We start from the raw sequence: 21191 nt of genomic DNA, 5'->3' as shown, positions 1-21191 counted from the left end.
TCCTAAGTCTTTTGTTTACCTTTCCTCCGGCGGAACCGTCAAACTGGAGGCTGATTGAAGGCCGGTGGCAATTTCCGGCACAATGCCAAGGCGCCTGTAAATGGGCCACACCATCTGCCGGAGGCGCGGCAGGCTTACAGCGAACGGCACAATGCTCAGTGCACACAGCAAGCCACATCCCGCCAGGGTGTATGCTACACCTATGTGTTCTGCCACAGCGCCTGCCAGCATACTCCCGATGGGTGCCATGCCCATAAACGCCGTCGCATACAGGCTCATCACCCGCCCCCGCTTGTCATCGTCCACAATGGTTTGCAGCAAGGTATTGCAGGAAGCCATGGACACGATCATGCCGAAACCGGAAAACAGCATCAGCAACAGCGACAGCACCAGCATGGTTGAAAAAGAAAAAGCAATCAGCGAAGAGCCAAACAACACCATCATTCCCACAATCACCTTTCCCAGCCCCACCACGGTCTTTCGCTGTGCCAGGAACATGGCCCCGATTAATGCCCCAAGGCCAGAGGCTCCCATCAGGTAACCCAGCGTATTGGCTCCGCCATGCAGGATGTCCCGGGCAAAAACGGGCAGCAGCACACTGAAAGGCATTCCGAACAGGCTCAGGAGCGCCACAATCAGGATCAGCGCCCGGATAGGCGGAAACCCGAAGGCGTATTGAAAGCCGTCTTTCAACGACTGCCAGGCCTTACGCTGCTGCGCCACCCGCTCAAAAGGCTTCAGCCGCATCATCAGCAGCGAAGCCAGCACGGCAATATAGCTGAGTGCGTTGATAAGGATACAGATTCCCTCCCCTACCACCGCGATAATCAAACCTGCTATAGTCGGCCCCACCAGGCGCGCCATATTGAACATAGAAGAGTTTAGCGCAATGGCATTGCTGATGTTTTCCCGCTTTTCTACGAGTTCAAAAACAAAGGCCTGCCGGGTAGCGATGTCAAAAGCGTTGATAACGCCCAGCACTGCACTTAATGCCAGTACATGCCAAATCGCAATGGCATCGGTCAAGACCAGCACCGCCAGTGTCGATGCCTGCAGCATAGAAAGCGCCTGTGTTACAAGTAATACCTTGTGGCGGTCAAACTTATCGGCGGCCACACCCGCGAAGGGTCCGAGCAGGAAGGATGGAATCTGGCTGGAGAAGGTAACGGCCCCTAGCAGGAACACTGAATCTGTGAGGCGGTACACCAGCCAGCTCAGTGCTATCTGCTGCATCCAGGTACCAATAAGCGAGATTCCCTGCCCCACAAAGAACAACCTGTAGTTGCGTGACTGCAGCGCCCTGAACATGCTCTCTAACCTTCCTTCTGATTTTGCTTCTCCCATAACATAAATTTCTCCTGCTCCGGCACAGCTTTTTACTTACGTAGCCACACCGCTATGGAGTTATAGATTAAACAGCAGTGTGTTACATAAAGAGCAGAAACAGACTTCCCTGGGAGACAATTCTGCCCCATGTTTTGTTAGCGCAGAAGCTGCTTTGGGGTTTGGGCAGCCGCCCTATTTTTCGTACTTTTAACATCCCGGAAATGCACCCGAAGCATAGAAATTCTACTATGCAGAGGGCATTCAAAATTCATCATTCGTAATTCATACTTCTCCTGAATGCCAGTTTTTTCGCATTTACACACGCATACGCAGTACTCGCTGCTCGACGGCCAGGCCAGCATTGGCGCGCTCATGAAAAAGGCGCAGGCTGATGGCATGCCCGCCGTCGCCATGACGGATCACGGAAACATGTTTGCCGCCTTCAACTTTGTGGCCGAGGCAAACAAGTATAACGTGAAGCCAATCGTGGGCTGCGAGTTTTACCTTGTAAAAGACCGCCACCTGAAAACCTTCAGCAAAGAGGTAAAAGATGTGCGCCACCACCAGCTGCTGCTGGCCAAAGACCAGGAAGGCTACCAGAACCTGGCAAAGCTGTGCTCGCTGTCTTATATAGAAGGGGTGTACAGCAAGTGGCCCCGTATCGACAAGGAACTACTGTTAAAATATAGCAAAGGACTGATTGCCACCAGCTGCTGCATTGGTGCCGAGGTGCCGCAGGCCATTCTCTGGAAAACCGAAGAAGAAGCCGAAGAGATATTTAAGTGGTGGCTGGATGTTTTTGGCGAGGATTACTATATCGAGATACAGCGCCACGGCCTGCAAAACATCGACGGCACAGGCAAAAGCCAGGAAGACATCAACCAGGTGCTGCTGAAGTGGGCGAAGAAGTATGATGTAAAGGTTATCTGCACCAACGACTCCCATTATGTAGACCAGGAAGACTGGAACGCGCACGACATCCTGCTTTGTGTGAACACCGGCGAAGACCAGTCGACGCCGGTTGGTGACTTTGCCACCCGCTACTACCGTTTCCTGACAGATGATCAGAAAGTGATTTACGACACGGTAGACAACGTACGCAACAAGTACAGTAACAACGCCAGCATCCGGCAGATGCTGCAGCGCATTGACGAGGCTGGTCCGAAAACACGTTTCGGCTTCCCCAACGACCAGTTCTACTTCAAGACGCAGGCCGAAATGAACGAGCTGTTCAAGGATGTGCCGCAGGCGGTGGACAACACCAATGAGATCGTAGACAAGATTACGCCTCCGAAGCTGAAGCGCGACATCCTGCTACCCAACTTCCCGATACCGCCGGAGCATGCTGGCCCGGATGCTTACCTGCGCCACCTCACCTACGAGGGTGCGAAAAAGCGCTATACAGACATAACACCTGATGTAGAGGAACGCCTGGACTATGAACTGCGCATCGTGGAGACGATGGGTTTTGCCGGGTACTTCCTTATTGTGCAGGACTTTATTAACCGTGGCCGCGACATGGGTGTGTTTGTGGGCCCCGGTCGTGGTTCGGCTGCTGGTTCGGCCGTAGCCTACTGCATCGGTATCACCAACATCGATCCGATTAAGTACAACCTGCTGTTTGAGCGATTCCTGAACCCGGAGCGTGTGTCGATGCCCGATATTGATATTGACTTTGACGACGTGAACCGCCAGCGCGTGATCGACTATGTGGTGGAGAAGTATGGTAAAACACAAGTAGCCCAGATCATCACCTTTGGTACCATGGCTGCCAAATCGTCTATCAAAGACGTGGCGCGCTCTACCTCTTTGCCATTGGCAGAGGCCAACGAACTGGCCAAGATGGTGCCGGACACTCCAGGCACCACACTGGCAAAGGCCTTTATGGAAAACCTGGAACTGGCCGCCATCCGCGAAGGAGACGACCACCGTGCCGCTGTACTTAAGCTTGCTGAGAAGTTGGAAGGCTCTGTCCGCAACACCGGTATACACGCAGCGGGTGTGATTATCGCCCCGGATGACATCACCAACTATATCCCGGTGTCCACCTCCAAAGATGCCGACCTGCTCGTGACGCAGTTTGATGGTAAGGTGATTGAAAGCGCAGGCATGCTGAAGATGGACTTTTTGGGCCTAAAGACCCTGACCATCATCAAAGACGCGCTGGAGCTGATTAAGAAGAACCACGGCGTTGACATCAACATAGATGAGATTCCGATTGACGACGAGAAAACGTACCAGCTGTACCAGCGCGGTGACACCATTGGTACGTTCCAGTTCGAATCGGAGGGCATGCGCATGTACCTTAAGGACCTGCAGCCTACCAACATTGAAGACCTGATTGCCATGAACGCCCTTTACCGCCCGGGCCCGATGCAGTTCATCCCGAACTTCATTAACCGGAAGCACGGCAAAGAGGAAGTGGAATACCCGCACGAACTGCTGAAACCGATACTGGAGTATTCCTACGGTATCATGGTGTACCAGGAGCAGATCATGCAGACGGCCCAGATTCTGGCCGGTTACTCTTTGGGTGGTGCCGACTTGCTGCGCCGCGCCATGGGTAAGAAGGACATGAAAAAGATGGCCGAGGAGCGCGAGAAATTCATTGCCGGTGCTGCTGAAAAGCACAACATCCCGGCAAAGAAAGCCTCTGAGGTATTCGACGTGATGGAGAAGTTTGCCCAGTACGGCTTTAACCGCTCCCACTCCGCTGCCTACTCGGTAGTAGCCTACCAGACGGGCTATCTGAAAGCCCACTACCCTGCCGAGTATATGGCAGCCGTGCTTACGAACAACATGAACGACATTAAAAAGGTGACGTTCTTTATTGAGGAGGCACGTAAGCAGGGCGTACAGGTATTAGGTCCGGACGTAAACGAATCCTTGCTCAAGTTCAACGTGAACGAGCAGGGCCACATCCGCTTTGGCCTGGCCGCGATAAAAGGAACTGGTGAGGCGGCAGTAGATGCCATCATCTCAGAGCGTGAAAACGGCTTGTACCGTGACATCTTCGATTTTGCGAAGCGCGTGAACCTGCGTGCTGTAAACAAAAAGACCTTCGAAAGCATGGCCCTGGCCGGTGCTTTTGATTCGTGGGAGCTGTACCACCGGGCACAACTGGTAGAGGTGGCAGAAGGCGAAAGCATGAGCTTGTTGGAGAAAGCGGTGCGTTACGGTAACAACTACCAGGCAGAACAGCAGGCAGCCCAGCAGTCGCTGTTTGGTGGTGGTGCCGCTGTGGCAGCCCCCATGCCTAAGTTACCGGAAGTAGCCCCCTGGACACAGGCCGAGATGCTTCGCCGCGAAAAAGAGGTGGTCGGCTTCTATATGTCGGGACACCCGCTCGACCAGTTTAAGCTGGAGATAGACTCTTACTGCACCTGTCCGCTGAACAGGATTGAGGAGTATAAAAACCGCGATGTGAATGTGGCCGGCATGGTGACGGATGTGGTTATCCGGACAGCCCGTAACGGCAATCCATTCGCGCTGTTCACCATTGAGGATTACGACACGTCGATGCAGATGGCACTGTTTGGGGAGGATTACGTGAAGTTCTCGCCTTACCTCAAAATGGGCCTGTACCTGTTTATCCGGGGCAAAGTGCAGCTGCGCTATAAGTCTGAAGACCAGTGGGAGCTGAAGCCGCAAAATATCCAGCTCTTAGGTGATATCATGGAAAAGATGGCGCAGGGTGTGCAAATAAACATCAACCTACAGCACTTCACGCCGAACCTGGCCGATGCTTTGGAAACTGCCATTATGGAGAGTTCTGGTGGAAAGCGTCTGGAGATTACCCTGCACGTGCCGGAAGAAAAGCTGGCCCTGCCCATGTACTCCCGCAAGTACCGCATCGACCCAAAGGTGTTCCTGACATCCATCAAGGATATGGGGCTTGGGGAATGTAAGCTGATTTAACTGATTTGGAAATTTAAGATGAGGAGGTATGCTACTGCCGTGGCATACCTCTTTTTGCACTGCTTTTATTGTTGCTGCTCATTCAACTTCTTAGTCAGAACGCTACCTGCCGGGGATTTCCTAGTCCCCGAATTGCAACTAACGCGGGTGAGAGCAGTGTACTGGAAATTGGGCTGCAGGACTAGGTTAAGTACTTTTGAGCTGTACTGTCCTCCCCTTATTAAAACTCCCCCTCATTCTTTAAACATTTTTTAACTATACTTGTTGGTACAAATTATACCATACCCTGACAGGCCTCGCTGCCGTAAGTATATACAGTAACAATGGTGAAAGGAAGCTCACAAGCACAAAAAGCAAGACAGCTTGTCAGGATATTGTATTTTGGGCACATATTTGCCAAACTTATTATTGTTACTATATTTAAACATAGAACTTAACACAACAAACCGTTAAAATTATGGCTAACAAAGCAATAGAAATCACAGACGCGAATTTTGATGAGATCATCAATTCAGATAAACCCGTATTAGTAGACTTTTGGGCAGAGTGGTGCGGACCGTGCCGCATGGTAGGCCCGATCGTAGAAGAACTGGCCGGCGAGTACGAAGGCAAAGCCGTTATTGGTAAAGTAGACGTAGACGCAAACCCACAGACTTCTGCCAAATTTGGTATCCGCAGCATCCCAACCCTTCTAGTTTTCAAGAATGGCGAAGTAGTAGACAAGCAGGTAGGCGCTGTGCCTAAGAACGTGCTGTCTCAGAAGCTGGAGTCACAAATGGCTTAAGTCTGAAAAGCTATACTAACAAAAAGAGAGGCTCTCCCGCTGTGGCGGGAGAGCCTCTCTTTTTGTTAGTATCATGAAGCTTATTCTTTTTTGTCGCCGTCTTCCAGTATGACGCTGATCTCACCACTACGCTCTAAATAGGCATACTTAATTTTGCTTATTTCTGCTCTGCTACCTGATTTCCGGACAGCCTCTTCCAGATCATTTTCTGTTACACTGTTGTCTCTCATGGCGTCCCGCTTTAAATCACCATCATCCACTAACTTCACCCGTTGCCCCTTAATCAGGTTACCGAAGCCAAAGTTCGAGTGATAAGCCGCTATAGCTAAGCCTTTATGCAGTAACACCAACACCAGGGCAGCCGCCAGTGTAGGGACAAAAGGAGAGTTTCCGGTGATGGCCCTGCTGAGAATGGAACCATAGATAATACCCAGCACAATATCAAAAGCAGAGTTCTTGCCAAAAATACGATGGTTGCCAATCCGCAGAATCAGCAGGGCGGCGAAAAAGACAACCACTGCCCGCACAGACATCTGCCACCAGGTAAGATCCCCTCCATCTATACCAAAAGCTATGTCAAAAAATTCTCCCATAACTCCTCAAACGGAAGGTCTCATGGGAACGTTAACCTGCTTCAGTTGGCGTCGCCGCAGTTGCAAAGGCTTTTGTCAAGGTTACAGAGCAGTTCGTACTCTTTTTCCACCTCCTGTGTTAGCTGTCTCAGCTTTGTATTGTAATCCTGCACTTTCTGCAGCAGCATTTCCTCCGGTGCTTGTTTGTTCAGCTGATCCAGCGCCTTGATACCGATGCCAAATGCCTTGTTCTTTTCATGCATGCGGCTGATGTATTGGTCAGGACTTTCACTAGCAGAGGCAAAAGTCTGCAAGTTGTTCTGGATGCACTGCTGGTGCTTCAGGCACTTGAATATTGTTTGCTCCGCCACCTGGTTCAGCTCGCTTTTCTGTTTCAGAGCCTGCTTCAGTTTAAAGCTTTCGTAGCGTTTGTTATAATCGGTCACAGCCTCCCGCACCTTTTCGCGGCAGGTCTGGCACTTGCTGTTTGTGGCTTTGTCTGACAAGGTATTACGTTTTGACAGGGTTTCTTCTGTGGCCTCTGTTGCATTAAGCTGTGCCACATCTTTCGCAAACACCTCGTTATACTGCTGGTCCTCCAGCTTTGTGATTAGCCGTACGATGGCCTCTCCTTCAACCGAAGCTGACAAGTATTCCGGTTTTGGCAGTTCTACAGCATAAAGTCGGGCAAGAGCTGCTTCCCGTTTTTCCGGCGAGTTCCAGGTCTGGGGATCGTTTTCTAAATCCCGGAGCGTGTTCACCAGCAGCTTCCCGTTCTTCAGGTTGTGGTCTGCCTCCAGGTACAAATCTGCATTGTTCAGTATCGACTGGTATTCTGTCCGGAAGACATTCTGATAAGTGCTGTTGCCCTCGAACTCCTTTTCCCGCACATCAAATGTGCCTTTCAGGCGCTTGTACTCCTGGATAATGGCAAAGAGATTTTTCGCATTTACTTCCGGGCTGTTGTTGCGGTAGTTCAGGCGGTAAGTGTTCAGGTTCTGCTTCATCTCAGCAAACACCTTCAGGAACTCCACATAAAGCTTTTCCTGGCGATATGTTTCATCATTCACCAGCTTTTGCTCATAAGCATTCTGTATTTTCTGCTTGCGCTTCTCAATCAGGTCCAGCGTCACTTCGTCGCCGGTGAGCACATCCATTTTGTAGAGCGACTTGTAATTCGCCACCACCATAAAAGGATAGTCTTTGTAATCTATCAAATCCTCCAGTTGCTTCCGGTCCAGCTTGTTAGGGTTCTTCTGCAGGTAACCTGCCAGTTTAGCCGGTTTGATGGTAACAGTTTTCACATCGCCGGGCACAAACACATAGATGCGCACCGAGTGCAGGCGTGTGTCGAAGTTCTGGCCCTCATACAACCGAATAGTAGAACTGAATTTATACTCTTTCCGGTTAGCGCGGGAACTAAGCAGGTTACCAAATTCACCTACCAGCGACAAAACCGCAGTGGAGGGATTGGGCAGCTTGGATATATTCACCAGTTGGTTCGCTACCAGGTTAAACACCTGATCACCCTCGCTGTTGGTAACGGCTTTGGCGTTTATTACCGCGTCAATACTGGTGCTGGTAGAAGTCAGCGGCATTTTATCGATAACGCGCACTACTTCCAGATGGTCGCTTATCTGAGTCTTGTATTCTTTGCTGTCCTGGCTGATAGAGAAGTTGTAGAGCGGATACACAATCTCATCGTTTCCGAAGAGTTTCATGTTCCTGAGTTGCGCCGTGATGAAGAGGTTTTCCAGATCGGTTCCGTACTTCTTTTTTGGCTTCCGCACCCCGCGCTCCAGCTCATTCAGCACTCGGGTAAACCGGTTGCCATTATAAAGGTAAATATCTGTGGAGAGGTACTGCCACTCCTCTGAAAACTGGAACTCATCGTTATAGGTGTATCCGAGGCGGGTCTCGATATTACGCTGCGCGAAAGCCTGCTGGCAAAGCAGCAGCATCAGGAGAACGTAGCAGATCTTACTCATAAAATATGTTGTTTGACTTGTGCTGTAACGATGCAAAAGGAGTCGGTTTTCGAAATCACCTAACGTCAAAAAATTAATATAAGTGCAGCAAAGGTGCTAATTATTTAGCATGTAACGTACAATAAAATAATATTGGAAGAAATAAAAAGATGAACATACAAGTAATGTTAGGAACAGCCTTTTTGGCAGCGCTTCTGTTAGTACAGGAGGATCCGAAAACAACCGCTACAGGTACCTCTTACAGCAATTCTGATGCCATGCTTACGGAGGCTCAGAAAGTGGAGCGGCTTATCCTTTTTATTCGCGGCCTGGAGGGTGCCATATTTATCCGGAACGGCAGCGAGCACAATTGCCAGCAGGCAGCAGACCATCTGCAGGCTAAATGGAGAAAGCATATGAGCAAGATCCGCACTGCCCGGGATTTCATAGAAGCGCTTGCATCAGCCTCAGGCATAACGGGAGAGCCATACAAGATCAGGTTTCCGGACGGCACTGTTGTAGGAACAAAAGAGGTGCTGATGCAGGAACTGAGGCGGCTGGAGCAGCAGTAGCCTAACTTGTTTTCCTAAACGTGCACTGTTGCTGTCACGTATCAAATTAAAAAGTCCGACAGAAAGTTTATATCTGGTTATTATGCTACAGTTATTAGAAGAGTCTCAAGGTGATCTGGTTGCATTCCGTATATCAGGGAACGTAGATAAAAACGATTATAACGTGATGCTCCCGGTGCTGGAAGAAAAAATCCGCCAGCATGGCAAAATCAAAGTGTATGCAGAGGTGCAGGATGTGGAGGCATACTCCCTGCGGGCTTTGTATGAAGATATAAAATTTGACCTGAAGCATGCCTCGGATTTTAGCAAAGCCGCCATTGTAGGCGATAATGATTGGCTAAGCTGGCTGACCACAGCGGCTCGCCCCTTTACAACCGCTGAAGTAAAATATTTCAACTTTAACCAGCGCGAGGCGGCCTGGGAGTGGGTGCATGAAGGAACTCCTCCTGCAGGTGCCAGAGCACAAAGCCCACAGTCGCCTGCTTAAAGGCTTGCTCCCCTGCATACCGGGTGAACCTGCTGTTTAGCAACTACAAAAGGTTCTCCCTGATTTCCTGGTAATAGGAAGCCAGCTACATCCATTATAAAGCAGTAATTTTAAACCAACAACTTACCTAAAGCTTTTTGTGCCTTTCATGGCATTCTTTCCTATATTGTAATTGTGTACTCACCTACAATACATTGTAATTAAGCTCATGACACAATTGCAACTGGCTTCAAAGCGCCTGCTTCGCTTACTTTGCCTTTCAGGTATCACCTTAGGCGCGTATGCCTGCCTCAACCCAAAACAGCAAGCGTCACAGGAGGCGACTGCGCCACGGGTCCTGGTTTTCTCTAAAACACAAGGATGGAAACATACCTCCATCCCCCATGGTATTGCTGCCTTTCAGAAGATGGCGCAGGAAAACGGCTTCAAGGTTGATACGACTAAGAACGCCGCTTATTTTGTAGATGACAGCTTACGGAATTATCAGGCTGTTGTCTTCCTGAGCACGACCGGCAATGTGCTGAACCCTGAGCAGGAGGCTGCTTTTGAGCGTTACATACAGGCAGGCGGGGGCTACATGGGCATACACGCGGCGGCAGACACTGAATACGATTGGCCCTGGTATGATAAATTAATGGGAGCACATTTCTCGAGCCACCCGCTGAACCCGGGCGAGCGCAAAGCCACCGTGGAAATCCTGGACAAGAACCATCCTGCCACCGCAGGCCTGCCAGACCGTTGGGAGCGCACCGACGAATGGTACAGCTACAAGTCATTTTACCCTGGCCTGAAGGTGCTGGCCAACCTCGACGAGAACACCTATGAGGGCGGAACCAACGGGGCAAACCACCCGATTGCCTGGTACCACGAGTTCGACGGCGGCCGTGCCTTCTATACCGGTGGCGGCCATTTAGATGAGAGCTACAGCGACCCGCTTTTTGTAAAGCACCTGCTAGGTGGTTTGCAATATGCCATGGGTGATGGCAAGCCATTAGATTACAGCAAGTCTTACGCAAAGGTGGTGCCGGAGCAGAACCGCTTTGTAAAAACCGTTCTCGTCAACGACCTGAACGTGCCGATGGAGCTTGCTGTTTCTGATGATGGACGCGTCTTCTATTCAGAGTTGAGCGGCAGCCTCTTCCTATACAACACACAAACAGGCCAGAACAAACTGGTTCATGAGTTCCCGGTGGTAAAGAAAGGAGGCACTGGTTTGATAGGTGTCACGCTGGACCCGAATTTTGCTACAAACAACTTCATCTATTTATATTATTCCCCTCCAAAGGCAGCAGAGCCTTATTTATTTAACCTTTCCCGCTTTAAGGTAAATGCGGATAATACCCTGGACCTGGCATCGGAGAAGGTACTGCTGCAGGTACCGGTGCAGGAGAACAGCGGTGCCCACCACGGGGGCTCACTGGCATGGGACAAAGAGGGCAACCTCTACCTTTCCACCGGCGACAGCACCACGCCTTTCCCGTCGGATGGCTATGCACCGATAGACGAGCGCCCGGGCAAAGAATATTATAGTATGGATGCGCAACGGGCATCTTCTAACACCAACGACCTGAAAGGTAAAATCCTGCGCATTCACCCGGAACCGGACGGCACCTATACTATTCCGGAAGGCAACCTGTTCCCGAAAGGAATGGAGAAAACACGGCCTGAGATTTATGTGATGGGTACGCGGAATCCTTACCGCATAGCGGTTAACCCAAAAACTTCTGTCCTGTATTGGGGAGAGATAGGTCCGGATGCCGGTAAAGACAGCCTGCAAGGCCCGAGAGGCTACGACGAGTTTAACCAGGCGAAGAAGCCTGGTAACTACGGCTGGCCTTACTTTATAGGCAACAACTACGCCTATTCTGAATGGGACTTTGCCACTAAAACGGCTGGTCCGCTCTATGACCCGAAAGCGCCGGTAAACAACTCGCCTAATAACACCGGCCTTACCAACCTGCCACCTGCCACACCCGCCATGATCTGGTATCCGTACGCTGCCTCAAAGGAATTCCCGGAATTGGGTGTGGGCGGAAGAAGCGCCATGGCCGGAGCCTTTTATACTTACGACCCAAACTCCTCCTCAGCCAGCAAGTTTCCGGAGTACTACGACGGCAGCCTGTTCCTGATGGAGTGGATGCGCAACTGGGTAATGGCCGTGCGCTTTGATGAGAACGAGAACTACCTGCGCAGCGAGCCTTTCATGACGGCTAATGGCGACTTCAGACGCCCGATTGATATGGCTTTCGGCAAAGACGGTGTCATGTATATGCTGGAGTACGGTTCTGTGTACGGAGCCGATAACGACGATGCGCGTTTAGTTAAAATTGAGTATAACAGAGGCAACCGTGCCCCTGTCGCCAAAGCCACTGTAACGGATTCGGCTGCCGTGGCGGACATCAACAAGCGCGTGTTCCTGACCTCAGAGCGGGACCTGCCGGAGATACGCGAAGCAATAGGCCAGGCGCCGCTACGGGTACTGTTCAGCAGCCGGGGCACCCGCGACTTTGACGATGAAGATAAACTGACGTATGAGTGGCTGTTTGATGGTAAAACTGTCGGTTCCACAAAACCGAACCCGACCTACACCTACACCCAAAATGGCATCTACAACGCTATCCTGCGAGTAAGCGACTCAAAAGGTTTAATGGACGCAGATACAATTGAAGTGAGGGTAGGCAATGCCAAGCCGGTTGTCACCATCAACACCACAGGCAATAAATCTTTCTTTTGGGAGCATAAGCCGCTGCAGTACGCGGTGGCCGTGTCTGACAAAGAAGACGGTAAAATCGACCCGAAGAAGGTGAAGGTGTACTTCAACTACAATTCACAGCAAGGTGCTAAACCAGCTGCTCCTGTAATGGGGCACCAGGCAGCCAACACTGCATCCTTTTCGCTAGGCGAAAGCCTGATAGCTGGCAGCGACTGCAAAGCCTGCCATACCATCGATAAAGTTTCAGTTGGCCCGTCTTATACGGACGTGGCAAAGCGCTACAAAACGAAGAATGGCGCTGTAGAAGCCCTGGCAAAAAAGATAATTGAAGGCGGCGGCGGCAACTGGGGTAAAACCTATGTGATGAGTGCCCACCCGCAACTCACGCAGCAGGATGCGCAGGAGATAGTGAAGTATATTTTCTCCCTGACCGATAAAAAGAAGGAACAGACAGCGTTGCCAACACAAGGTAAATTGTCCTTCAAAGAGCATAAGGCAGACGAACCGGTGGGCAGGTATACCCTGGCAGCTATTTACACCGATAACGGAGGCAAAGAAGTTGGCCCGCTCACAAACTCAGAGGTGCTCACCCTGCGCAATGCTAAGGTAAAAACTGCCTTTGCTGATGCGCATGTGGGCTTCCCGAGGTGGGGGAACAGCCTGAGCGGCGGCGACCATAAATCTTATATCCTGCTCCGCAACATCGACCTGACGGGTATTCAGCAGTTCACGTATGAATATGCCTCTTTGGACAAGGACGGTGAAATTGAAGTACGCATCGACTCCCAGGGAGGCCCCGTTATCAGCAGAACACCTTATAAAGCCACCGGTTCCTGGGATAAGGCTGGCAAAGTAACAGGCGAGGTTTCTACGCCAACCACCGGAAAACATGATGTCTATTTTATAGTTGTAAAACCTGACAAGCCGAACAATGACATCATCTCCCTGAGTACGATTGAGTTTAAAGAGGGCGCGTCTACTGTGCAGAATCCGTAAGCTGGTTTTGTTTCACTCTTTGAAAGCAAGGCTGAGAGTATGCCTGTTACTGAACAGGCATACTCTCAGCCTTGCTTTGTGTTTTCACCAGTAAGTATAGGTGCGCAAGGTCATCGATTGTTGGTGAAAACAACAACAATGGCACATGGCATTGATGGCAGTCTAAGCCAGATGCCAGGCAAGCTTAATGTTATCCCTCTTCGAAGGGGGACTTTTAAAAGCACTGGCAAATAATTCCTGTAAAATGAGAAGAGGAACTGTTTTCGCAGTTCCTCTTCTCATTTTATGGTGCTGTACCAGGGGCTTTAATCCTTGTAAATCGCAACTTCTGATTTGCCTTTCTTGATATAGCCGCGGTACATGCCGGCAGAGTTGAAGGGCATGGCTACATTGCCGTTTCTGTCTACGGCAATCACGCCGCCTTCTCCGCCACGTTTTACCAGCTTCTTCATCACCACTTCATCGGCTGCTTTTTTCAACGATAAGCCTTTGTAGTCCATCAGCGCAGCAATGTCGTGGGCCACTACGGAACGGATAAAGTACTCGCCATGGCCTGTGGCAGATACGGCACAGGTGTTGTTATCGGCATAAGTTCCTGCCCCGATAATGGGTACATCTCCTACACGGCCGTACCGCTTGTTGGTCATGCCGCCCGTAGAGGTTGCAGCTGCCAGGTTGCCGTAGGCATCCAGGGCCACAGCGCCCACTGTACCGAACTTCTGACCTTCAATAAAAATGTTTTCGGTGCTGCCGGTGCCACCGCTGTGGTCCAGTTGCGTTTTCTCTTTGTCCCGAATCTGCTGCAATTGATTAAAGCGTGTTTCAGTGTGGAAATAAGAAGGATCTACCAGTACCTGTCCTTTCTCTTTCGCAAACTTCTCAGCTCCGTTGCCGATCATCATCACGTGCTCCGACTGCTCCATCACTGCACGGGCGGTGCTGATGGGATTCCGGATGGTGGTAACACTTGCAATGGCACCCGCATTCAGCGTTTTACCATCCATGATGGCGGCATCCATCTCGTTTTTGCCTTCGTTTGTGAACACAGCACCTTTACCGGCATTGAATAAAGGAGAATCTTCCATCACACGCACGGTGGCTTCCACAGCATCCAGGCTACTGCCCCCCTTTTCCAGAATGGCATAGCCTGTTTTCAGGGCCTCGTTCAGCTTTTCTTTATAGGCTTTTTCTTTTTCAGCCGTCATGTTAGCGCGCGTAATCGTACCAGCGCCGCCATGTATCACCAGCGTTATTTTGTTATAGTCGGGCTTCGTCTGCGCCAGGCCCACATAGCCTGCCAGCAGGAACAGGCACAGGAAATAGAACTTCTTTATCATCGTTCAGGAGTAAAAAACAAGGAATACCATGAGGCAGCAACCAAGCTGCTCTTAAAGTTAGGAGAATAGTCTGAGAAAGTAAAAACGCGGTGTGGCACTGCCTAATTCCTTTTTTACAGTGTAGCAGGCCAAAGGTTCTCCCATCCCCCCTTATCTTCGAGGCATGAAGCTGATAGACAAACTGGCTTGGATAGAGATACAGGACAGGAAAATACTGAGCACCCGCAGCAAGGGCAAAGACGCCTACTATATACCCGGTGGCAAACGTGAAGCCGGCGAAACAGACCACCAGGCCCTGATACGGGAGATTGAGGAGGAACTCACGGTGCAGCTTAAACCGGACACGCTGGAGTTTATCCGAAACTTCCAGGCGCAGGCACACGGGCATGCCGCCGGTATTGAAGTAAAAATGCAGTGCTACAAAGGCAGGTACAGCGGCACAATTACCGCAAGCTCCGAAATAGAAGAAGTTGTCTGGCTCACCTATCAGGACCGGGACAAAGTGTCGCCTGTGGACAAGCTTATCTTCGACTGGCTACAACAGCAGGATTTGATTGATTGACACTGCAGACACCAATGCCGCTCCTCCTCCGCCTGAAGCACTGGCAGACTTTTCTGCTGCTTTTTGTGCTTCCCTTTTTGCTGCAGTATGGCATGCCAAAACTACTGGCTGCTGCCGGTGTAGCGCCGGGCTGGTTTGCCACTTTGCTTCTTGATGCACTGCCTTCAGTGGCCTGTGTGCTCTGGCTGTGGCAGATAGGATTATACCTGTACCACCGACTGCCGGAACAGATTAGAATCACCCCGGTATACCTCCACCTCGGCATGCTGTATTTTGTGCTGTACACCCCGTTGCTTCTTTACACGCTGGGCCTTATGAAAGAAAGTGCGCTGGAAGGCCACTTGCCGTACGGCATGCTGCTGCTCCTTGTGCCAATGCACCTGCTGGCCACGTTCTGCTTTTTGTACATCGTGTACTTTGCAGCCCGGGCGCTGGTGAGTGTGGAACAGCAGCGGGTGGTTGCTGCCGGGGAGTTTACGGGTGCTTACCTGCAGTTTCTGTTCCTGCCCCTTGGCATCTGGTTTCTGCAACCCCGGCTCAACAAACTAAGCGCCAAGCCTGCACCACAGTAACACGCTACCTTTTCATTGTCAGAACATTAAAATATTTTTATTAAAAAATATACCCTAAAAAAAATATTCTATATTGCATGCCGTTATGAAGCGAGAAAAGCAAAATGATTTTATATTTTTGCAGCGATCGCCTAGCCTGACGCCTGATATTTTACCATATTTGCAACACTACTAGTATCTACAAACCAAACAACAATTAACTATTCAACATGAAATTTAATTTCTTCAAAGCCTCCCTTTCATTGGTGCTGTGCTCCTCACTAATGGCCTCCTGTGTATCTTCTAAGAAGTACGAAGATCTTCAGGCAAGCAAAGAAGCGCTCGAGCGTGAGCAGGCTGCTTCCAAGCAAAGAGTAGACGAACTGTCTGCCTCCCTGAAAGACCGTGAGCAAAAGCTTGCCGAAATGGAGCGTGCCATGAACGAGCAGCAGAAGATCCTGGACAACCTGAAAAACGAGGTAAACTCTGCACTGCAGGGCTTCAACCAGGGTGACCTGAGCGTGAGCGTAAAAGACGGTAAAGTTTACGTATCTATGTCTGACAAGCTTCTGTTCGCAACTGGTAGCACCAAAGTAAATGCTGCTGGTCAGAAAGCAATCAACCAGTTGGTGGATGTACTGAAGAAAAACCAGGAGGTTGGTGTAATGGTAGAAGGCCACACAGATGACGTAAGCGTAGCCAGCGGCATGAAGTACTTGTCTGACAACTGGGACCTGAGCGTACTGCGTGCTACTGAAATCACACGTATGATGACACAGAAAGGTCTTTCTCCTGACAGAGTAACACCAGCAGGCCGCTCTTTCTACATGCCGGTAGACACAGGCCGTTCAGCTGAGGCAAAAGCGAAGAACCGTCGTACAGAAATCATCCTGACGCCAGACTTCTCTGAGATCTACAAAATCATTGGTATCCAGTCTTAATCATAGACATTGATTATAAAACGAAAGCCGATGCTCTGAAAAGGGCATCGGCTTTTTTGTTGCTGCATAGTGATGGCTGTTGTTGATAGTTATCAGGGGAATTAATGTTAGTATAAAGCACCAGCATTTGTTGTCCCTACTGAGAAATAACATCCGACATTGACACAATCATTTACCTGATAATCCTTGATTACGCTCGGCGGAATTTATAATCCCGTTTTTGCCGGGAAGCAGGATTTGTAACCTACTTCCGGAAACAAATTGACCAAGTATAAGTCAGCAGCGGCACATCAACCTTACGCCTTCATCTCCTTCGCCTGCCGAATGGCTTCAAACAGCGCTGCTGCGTTTTGTGAGCCAATGAGCAGTGGTTTTTGGTTGTAAAAAAGCAGCTGTACCCCTTCGTTGCCGGACATGTTATAGGCCTTGCCCCGAAAGCTCCACCGGATGCCCCAGCCGCCATAATCACCGATAGGGTTATAAGTGACGCGTGCATAGTCGCGGACGGAATGCAACTGAATGCGCTTCGGGCGCAGATGAAAAGGCCAGAACCGCACCTGCAGTTCTCCCGGGTGCACCACCGTAGTGAGCCGCATACTGTAAAAGAAAACGGGCAGGCCCAGCCCTATCAGCACAAAAAACACAATGAGCTGCACATTAGAAACCGGATTACTACCAAAGCTGCCACCGAGCAACACCTGCGACACAAAACCTGCCCAGAAAATGGCAGCAACACTCAGCACCACAACCCACAGCCAGAACTGCTTGAAGCGCTGCCGTTCTCTGAAAAGTATTTTCTGCTCTGCCATTTTTTGAGACACTAGATATTTGATACAAGACGCAAGCCTTGGTCCTTGTTTCAGTTTCTACGGCACGGCACCTGTAGAAAGTTATCAAGACAGAAACTATATAGCACTAAAGCAAAGCCGCCCGCTGTAGCAGCAGGCGGCTTAGGATATATTCAAAAGAAGGAGTCTAACATCTAGTATCCAGCGTCCAGCATCTGGAAAAAACTAACGCAACGCCTGTTCCAGGTCGCTCAGCAGGTCTTCTATATCCTCTACACCTACACTCAGGCGAATCAGCGACTCGCTTAAGCCGGCTTTCATACGTTCCTCAGCCGGGATGCTGGCATGCGTCATGCTGGCCGGGTGCCCGCACAGCGACTCAACGCCACCCAGCGATTCTGCCAATGTAAAGAACTTAAACTTCTCCAGCACGCGTATGGCATCCTCTACTTTATCGCCTTTCAGCACAAAGGAAACCATGCCGCCGAAATCGCGCATTTGCTCCTGTGCCACTTTATGGTTCTTGTGCTCAGCAAAACCAGGCCAGAACACTTTCTCTACCTTTACGTGGCCTTTCAGGAACTCCGCCACCTGGCGTCCGTTCTGGCAATGGCGCTCCATGCGCAGGTGCAGCGTCTTCAGGCCGCGCAGTACCAGGAAACAGTCCTGAGGACCAGGTGTGGCACCACAGGAGTTCTGGATAAACGCGAGTTGCTGGTGCAGGTCATCATCCTTTACCACAATCGCGCCCATCACCACATCAGAGTGACCGCCCATGTACTTCGTCAGCGAGTGCATCACAATGTCGGCACCCAGGTCGAGCGGCGTTTGCAGGTATGGCGTGGCAAAGGTATTGTCGGCTACCACCAGCAGCTTATGCCTTTTGGCAATCTCAGCGCAGCCTTTTATATCAATGATGTTCAACAGCGGGTTGGTGGGCGTCTCTACCCATATCATGCGGGTGTTCTCGTTCACCAGCGATTCTACTTTGGTCAGGTCGCCCATGTCGGTGAAGTGGAACTTAATGCCGTAGTTCTGGAAAACTTTCGTGAAGATGCGGTAGCTGCCGCCGTACAGGTCGTTGGTGGAAATCACCTCATCACCGGGCTTCAGCATTTTAATGATGGCATCCACGGCCGCCATGCCCGATGAAAAGCAAAGGCCATGCTTGCCGTTCTCCAGCGCCGCCAGCGCATTCTGCAGTTGTGTGCGGGTGGGGTTGTGGGTACGGGAGTATTCGTAGCCTTTGTGGTCGCCGGGAGAACGCTGCACATAGGTAGATGTCTGGTAAATAGGCGTCATAATGGCGCCGGTGGTTGGATCTGGCTCTACGCCAGCGTGTATGGCTTTTGTTCCGAATTTCATATTCATAGTTTCTGTTTAAGCATGCGGTATGCTGCAAGTTAAAAAAATAACAGCAGAAGAGAGAATGCCTTTCCTGTCTCCTTCTTTCCTACGGAAGACAGTGCTTTTAAAGCCGCTAAAATCTTTTGTCCTTTGTATTTCGTCTATACCCTAACAATACGAATACAAAAACCGCCTCATGAAGAGACTCCCCGTGCTGCGTACTTTTATACGCGAGAACGCCTCAACGTTTGTTTCCATGCTGCTGCTGGTGGTGGTGCCGGTGGTGGTAAGCTCTACGCTGGCGGTAGTGCTGTACAATTACCAGGACCTGCTGGCAGGCCTGTCGTGGGGGGAGATGCTGCTGTACTTTGCCGCTATCTCCGTAACGATGGCACTGGCCCTGACGCCTACCACCTTTGTGGCGCTGGTGAGTGGCTTTTACCTGGGCTGGAGTGGCTTTGCAGGGATTGTAATATCCTATGGCGTTGCGGCCATGATTGGCTACAGCCTCGCCAGAATCATTGACCATGGTAAGATGATGGGCTTTCTGAACCGCTTTGACAAGGCCCGCATCCTGATGCAGGAGCTGCGCAACCAAAGCTGGAGCCTCATCATCCTCACGCGCATCTCCCCTGTCCTGCCCTTTGCCCTGATGAACTTTGTGCTCTCGCTGTTGCAGGTAGACCGAACGCGTTTTCTTGTAGCCAGTATCATTGGTATGCTGCCGCGCACACTTTTCTTTTTCTGGATAGGCACGCAGGCCCGCGATGTTGTTTCGGTGCTGCAGGATCCCAACGCCGGCGCCGGCGGACAAATCCTGCTAATCGCCTTGATTATCATTTCGATAGGCGGCTTATACTTTCTCTTTGACAAGGCTTTGAAGCGCGCCCTGCGGAAAGCTTCCGAAAAAAGTTAGGGAAATATTGCCCCAGGACTTGCGTATAAAGGAAAAAGGTCTTTACTTTGCACCATAATCACAGAACAAAACGGTCACGTAGCTCAACTGGATAGAGCATCTGACTACGAATCAGAAGGTTAGGGGTTCGACTCCCTTCGCGACCACCAAAAAGCCACTTACAGATAAAACTGCTAAGTGGCTTTTTTATTTTGTGTACCAGGCCAATTTTGCCCTGAGCTCAGGATTTTGATTAGGAGCTTTAGCTTTGAAATTACCTCCTGCTCATTGTAATCCCAACGACAGCTTCCACGGCGCGGCCTCATCATGCCTGCTTTTCCTGTTATAGGCGCACAATCCACATTCACTTGTAGTATAGCAAAGGTCCTTTAGTGCAAATTCCTACGCAAAGGAGAACGACACAGGGAAATAAAGCAAGGCACGAGCAAGGGCTTATACTGTATTTTTATAAGTTTAATATTTTACAATCACAGAATTAGCTTATTTAACTTTAACAAGCCTTATTACTCTATAATCAACATGTCAACACCATAAAATTGTTTTTTATAAACATATATACTATCATATATAAAACACTTAACTTTGATTTTAAACATGAAGAATCAATAACCACAAGAGGAATCAAATGAAGAGTCTTTACTTATTATTAATGCTGTTTTTTGCTTCTGTAACATTGAGCAGTTGTGACAAGTGTGACGGGGAACAGCCTCGTGCCAGGATAATTAATAACGGCACAAAAGAGGCAAGCGTGCAGATAAAAACAACAGGAGGCAACACAGAGAACCTGAATAACGTGCCTGCAGGAACAACTTCAGATTTTAGAAATTATGCTGCGGGTGCCATCACCTTCACTATCACGGTTGACAAAGCCGTACGCGAGGAGACTGTTCAAATGAGTGAGTGCTATGAGTATGACATTACTGTTGACGGCAATAACAACATAACCACTACTCCAAGAGACAGAAACGACTAAATCTTATTTTAGATTAGCAGTTTTTGACAGTTTATACGCATATATGTTCCATTCTGAACCTTGCATGAAGGCAAGGTTGAGCTTGACCAGGAACGAGGAGACACGCCTCAGGGTGGCGGAAGTAAAAGCGAGCCAGCAAGTAAGTGTCTGTTCAAGAGAATAAATCTTTGAACCATGACTAAATATAAGAACCTCCTGTTAGTGGCACAGCGACTATACCACTAACAGGAGGTTCTTCTTTTTTTACCCATTCTCTGAATATCGGGATGCTATATGTGAGACAGTCAGAAATGTTTAACCTGTCACACGTTCCAAAACCATCATCTACTGCTGCAGAGACTAGAAGCTATCTCAAAAATACCTAAGCATTATCTTCATGCACGCGAGCAGCAGGAATGCCAGGTAATTATCAGCCTTCTTTTCCTGTCTGACCAAGGTTCT

16 protein-coding genes and 1 tRNA gene are annotated in these 21191 nt (G+C 49.9%); 11 read left to right on the top strand and 6 right to left on the bottom strand.

Annotated features, from left to right (window positions below):
* Positions 1 to 15 precede the first annotated feature (15 nt).
* Positions 16 to 1344: an MFS transporter gene (locus ACYVB1_RS15605; RefSeq protein ID WP_460924712.1), complete on the bottom strand. Its 1329-nt coding sequence runs from the start codon at positions 1342 to 1344 to the stop codon at positions 16 to 18.
* A 279-nt stretch (positions 1345 to 1623) separates the two neighbouring features.
* Between ACYVB1_RS15605 and dnaE the strand changes: the two genes are divergently transcribed.
* Entirely contained in the window at positions 1624 to 5244 is a 3621-nt protein-coding gene (gene dnaE / locus ACYVB1_RS15600; RefSeq protein WP_460924711.1) for a DNA polymerase III subunit alpha, read from the top strand.
* Between the two features lie 457 nt (positions 5245 to 5701).
* Complete coding sequence (gene trxA / locus ACYVB1_RS15595; RefSeq protein ID WP_115563496.1) at positions 5702 to 6028, top strand: thioredoxin; 327 nt, start codon at positions 5702 to 5704, stop codon at positions 6026 to 6028.
* A gap of 80 nt (positions 6029 to 6108) precedes the next feature.
* Here trxA and ACYVB1_RS15590 read toward each other — a convergent pair whose 3' ends face one another.
* On the bottom strand, positions 6109 to 6621 hold the full coding sequence (locus tag ACYVB1_RS15590) for a DUF421 domain-containing protein (RefSeq protein WP_460924710.1): 513 nt from the start codon (positions 6619 to 6621) through the stop codon (positions 6109 to 6111).
* Positions 6622 to 6662: 41 nt separating this feature from the next.
* Positions 6663 to 8588, bottom strand: a complete 1926-nt coding sequence (locus ACYVB1_RS15585) for a hypothetical protein (protein ID WP_460924709.1) — start codon at positions 8586 to 8588, stop codon at positions 6663 to 6665.
* 149 nt (positions 8589 to 8737) lie between these two features.
* On the opposite strand from ACYVB1_RS15585, the gene ACYVB1_RS15580 reads away from it, so the two are divergent.
* From ACYVB1_RS15580 to ACYVB1_RS15570, 3 genes are all read left to right on the top strand, one after another.
* Positions 8738 to 9139, top strand: a complete 402-nt coding sequence (locus ACYVB1_RS15580) for a DUF5329 family protein (protein WP_460924708.1) — start codon at positions 8738 to 8740, stop codon at positions 9137 to 9139.
* An 82-nt stretch (positions 9140 to 9221) separates the two neighbouring features.
* Positions 9222 to 9626, top strand: coding sequence for a SpoIIAA family protein (locus ACYVB1_RS15575; RefSeq protein WP_460924707.1), 405 nt, complete (start codon positions 9222 to 9224; stop codon positions 9624 to 9626).
* A gap of 208 nt (positions 9627 to 9834) precedes the next feature.
* Complete coding sequence (locus ACYVB1_RS15570; protein WP_460924706.1) at positions 9835 to 13335, top strand: ThuA domain-containing protein; 3501 nt, start codon at positions 9835 to 9837, stop codon at positions 13333 to 13335.
* A gap of 305 nt (positions 13336 to 13640) precedes the next feature.
* Here ACYVB1_RS15570 and ACYVB1_RS15565 read toward each other — a convergent pair whose 3' ends face one another.
* Positions 13641 to 14672 carry an isoaspartyl peptidase/L-asparaginase family protein gene (locus ACYVB1_RS15565; protein ID WP_460924705.1) on the bottom strand — a complete coding sequence of 344 codons (1032 nt, stop codon included), beginning with the start codon at positions 14670 to 14672 and terminating at the stop codon, positions 13641 to 13643.
* Positions 14673 to 14835: 163 nt separating this feature from the next.
* Between ACYVB1_RS15565 and ACYVB1_RS15560 the strand changes: the two genes are divergently transcribed.
* The 3 genes from ACYVB1_RS15560 (at position 14836) to ACYVB1_RS15550 (ending at position 16726) form a co-directional block, all read left to right on the top strand.
* Positions 14836 to 15234 carry an NUDIX hydrolase gene (locus ACYVB1_RS15560; RefSeq protein ID WP_460924704.1) on the top strand — a complete coding sequence of 133 codons (399 nt, stop codon included), beginning with the start codon at positions 14836 to 14838 and terminating at the stop codon, positions 15232 to 15234.
* The gene (locus tag ACYVB1_RS15555) at positions 15231 to 15806 is read left to right on the top strand and encodes a hypothetical protein (RefSeq protein WP_460924703.1); all 576 of its coding nucleotides are present in this window, start codon (positions 15231 to 15233) and stop codon (positions 15804 to 15806) included. Before ACYVB1_RS15560 ends, ACYVB1_RS15555 begins: the two co-directional genes overlap by 4 nt.
* A 209-nt stretch (positions 15807 to 16015) precedes the next feature.
* Positions 16016 to 16726 (top strand): OmpA/MotB family protein, encoded by a 711-nt coding sequence (locus ACYVB1_RS15550; RefSeq protein WP_460924702.1) that lies wholly within the window; start codon positions 16016 to 16018, stop codon positions 16724 to 16726.
* Positions 16727 to 17022: 296 nt separating this feature from the next.
* Here the strand turns inward: ACYVB1_RS15550 and ACYVB1_RS15545 are convergent, their stop codons facing one another.
* Both ACYVB1_RS15545 and ACYVB1_RS15540 read right to left on the bottom strand, forming a co-directional pair.
* Entirely contained in the window at positions 17023 to 17535 is a 513-nt protein-coding gene (locus ACYVB1_RS15545; protein ID WP_460924701.1) for a DUF6141 family protein, read from the bottom strand.
* A gap of 204 nt (positions 17536 to 17739) precedes the next feature.
* Entirely contained in the window at positions 17740 to 18879 is a 1140-nt protein-coding gene (locus ACYVB1_RS15540) for a cystathionine gamma-synthase (protein WP_460924729.1), read from the bottom strand.
* Positions 18880 to 19057: 178 nt separating this feature from the next.
* On the opposite strand from ACYVB1_RS15540, the gene ACYVB1_RS15535 reads away from it, so the two are divergent.
* The 3 genes from ACYVB1_RS15535 to ACYVB1_RS15525 all read left to right on the top strand — a co-directional run bounded on the left by ACYVB1_RS15535 (position 19058) and on the right by ACYVB1_RS15525 (position 20750).
* Complete coding sequence (locus ACYVB1_RS15535; protein ID WP_460924700.1) at positions 19058 to 19777, top strand: TVP38/TMEM64 family protein; 720 nt, start codon at positions 19058 to 19060, stop codon at positions 19775 to 19777.
* Positions 19778 to 19849: 72 nt separating this feature from the next.
* Positions 19850 to 19926: transfer RNA gene (locus tag ACYVB1_RS15530), tRNA-Arg, on the top strand.
* Between the two features lie 476 nt (positions 19927 to 20402).
* On the top strand, positions 20403 to 20750 hold the full coding sequence (locus tag ACYVB1_RS15525) for a hypothetical protein (RefSeq protein WP_460924699.1): 348 nt from the start codon (positions 20403 to 20405) through the stop codon (positions 20748 to 20750).
* Positions 20751 to 21191: the final 441 nt, after the last annotated feature.

The organism is Pontibacter brevis (genome assembly GCF_054779655.1).
Note: the sequence above shows the minus strand (reverse complement) of the source record. Positions and strands in the feature narration are given on the sequence as shown.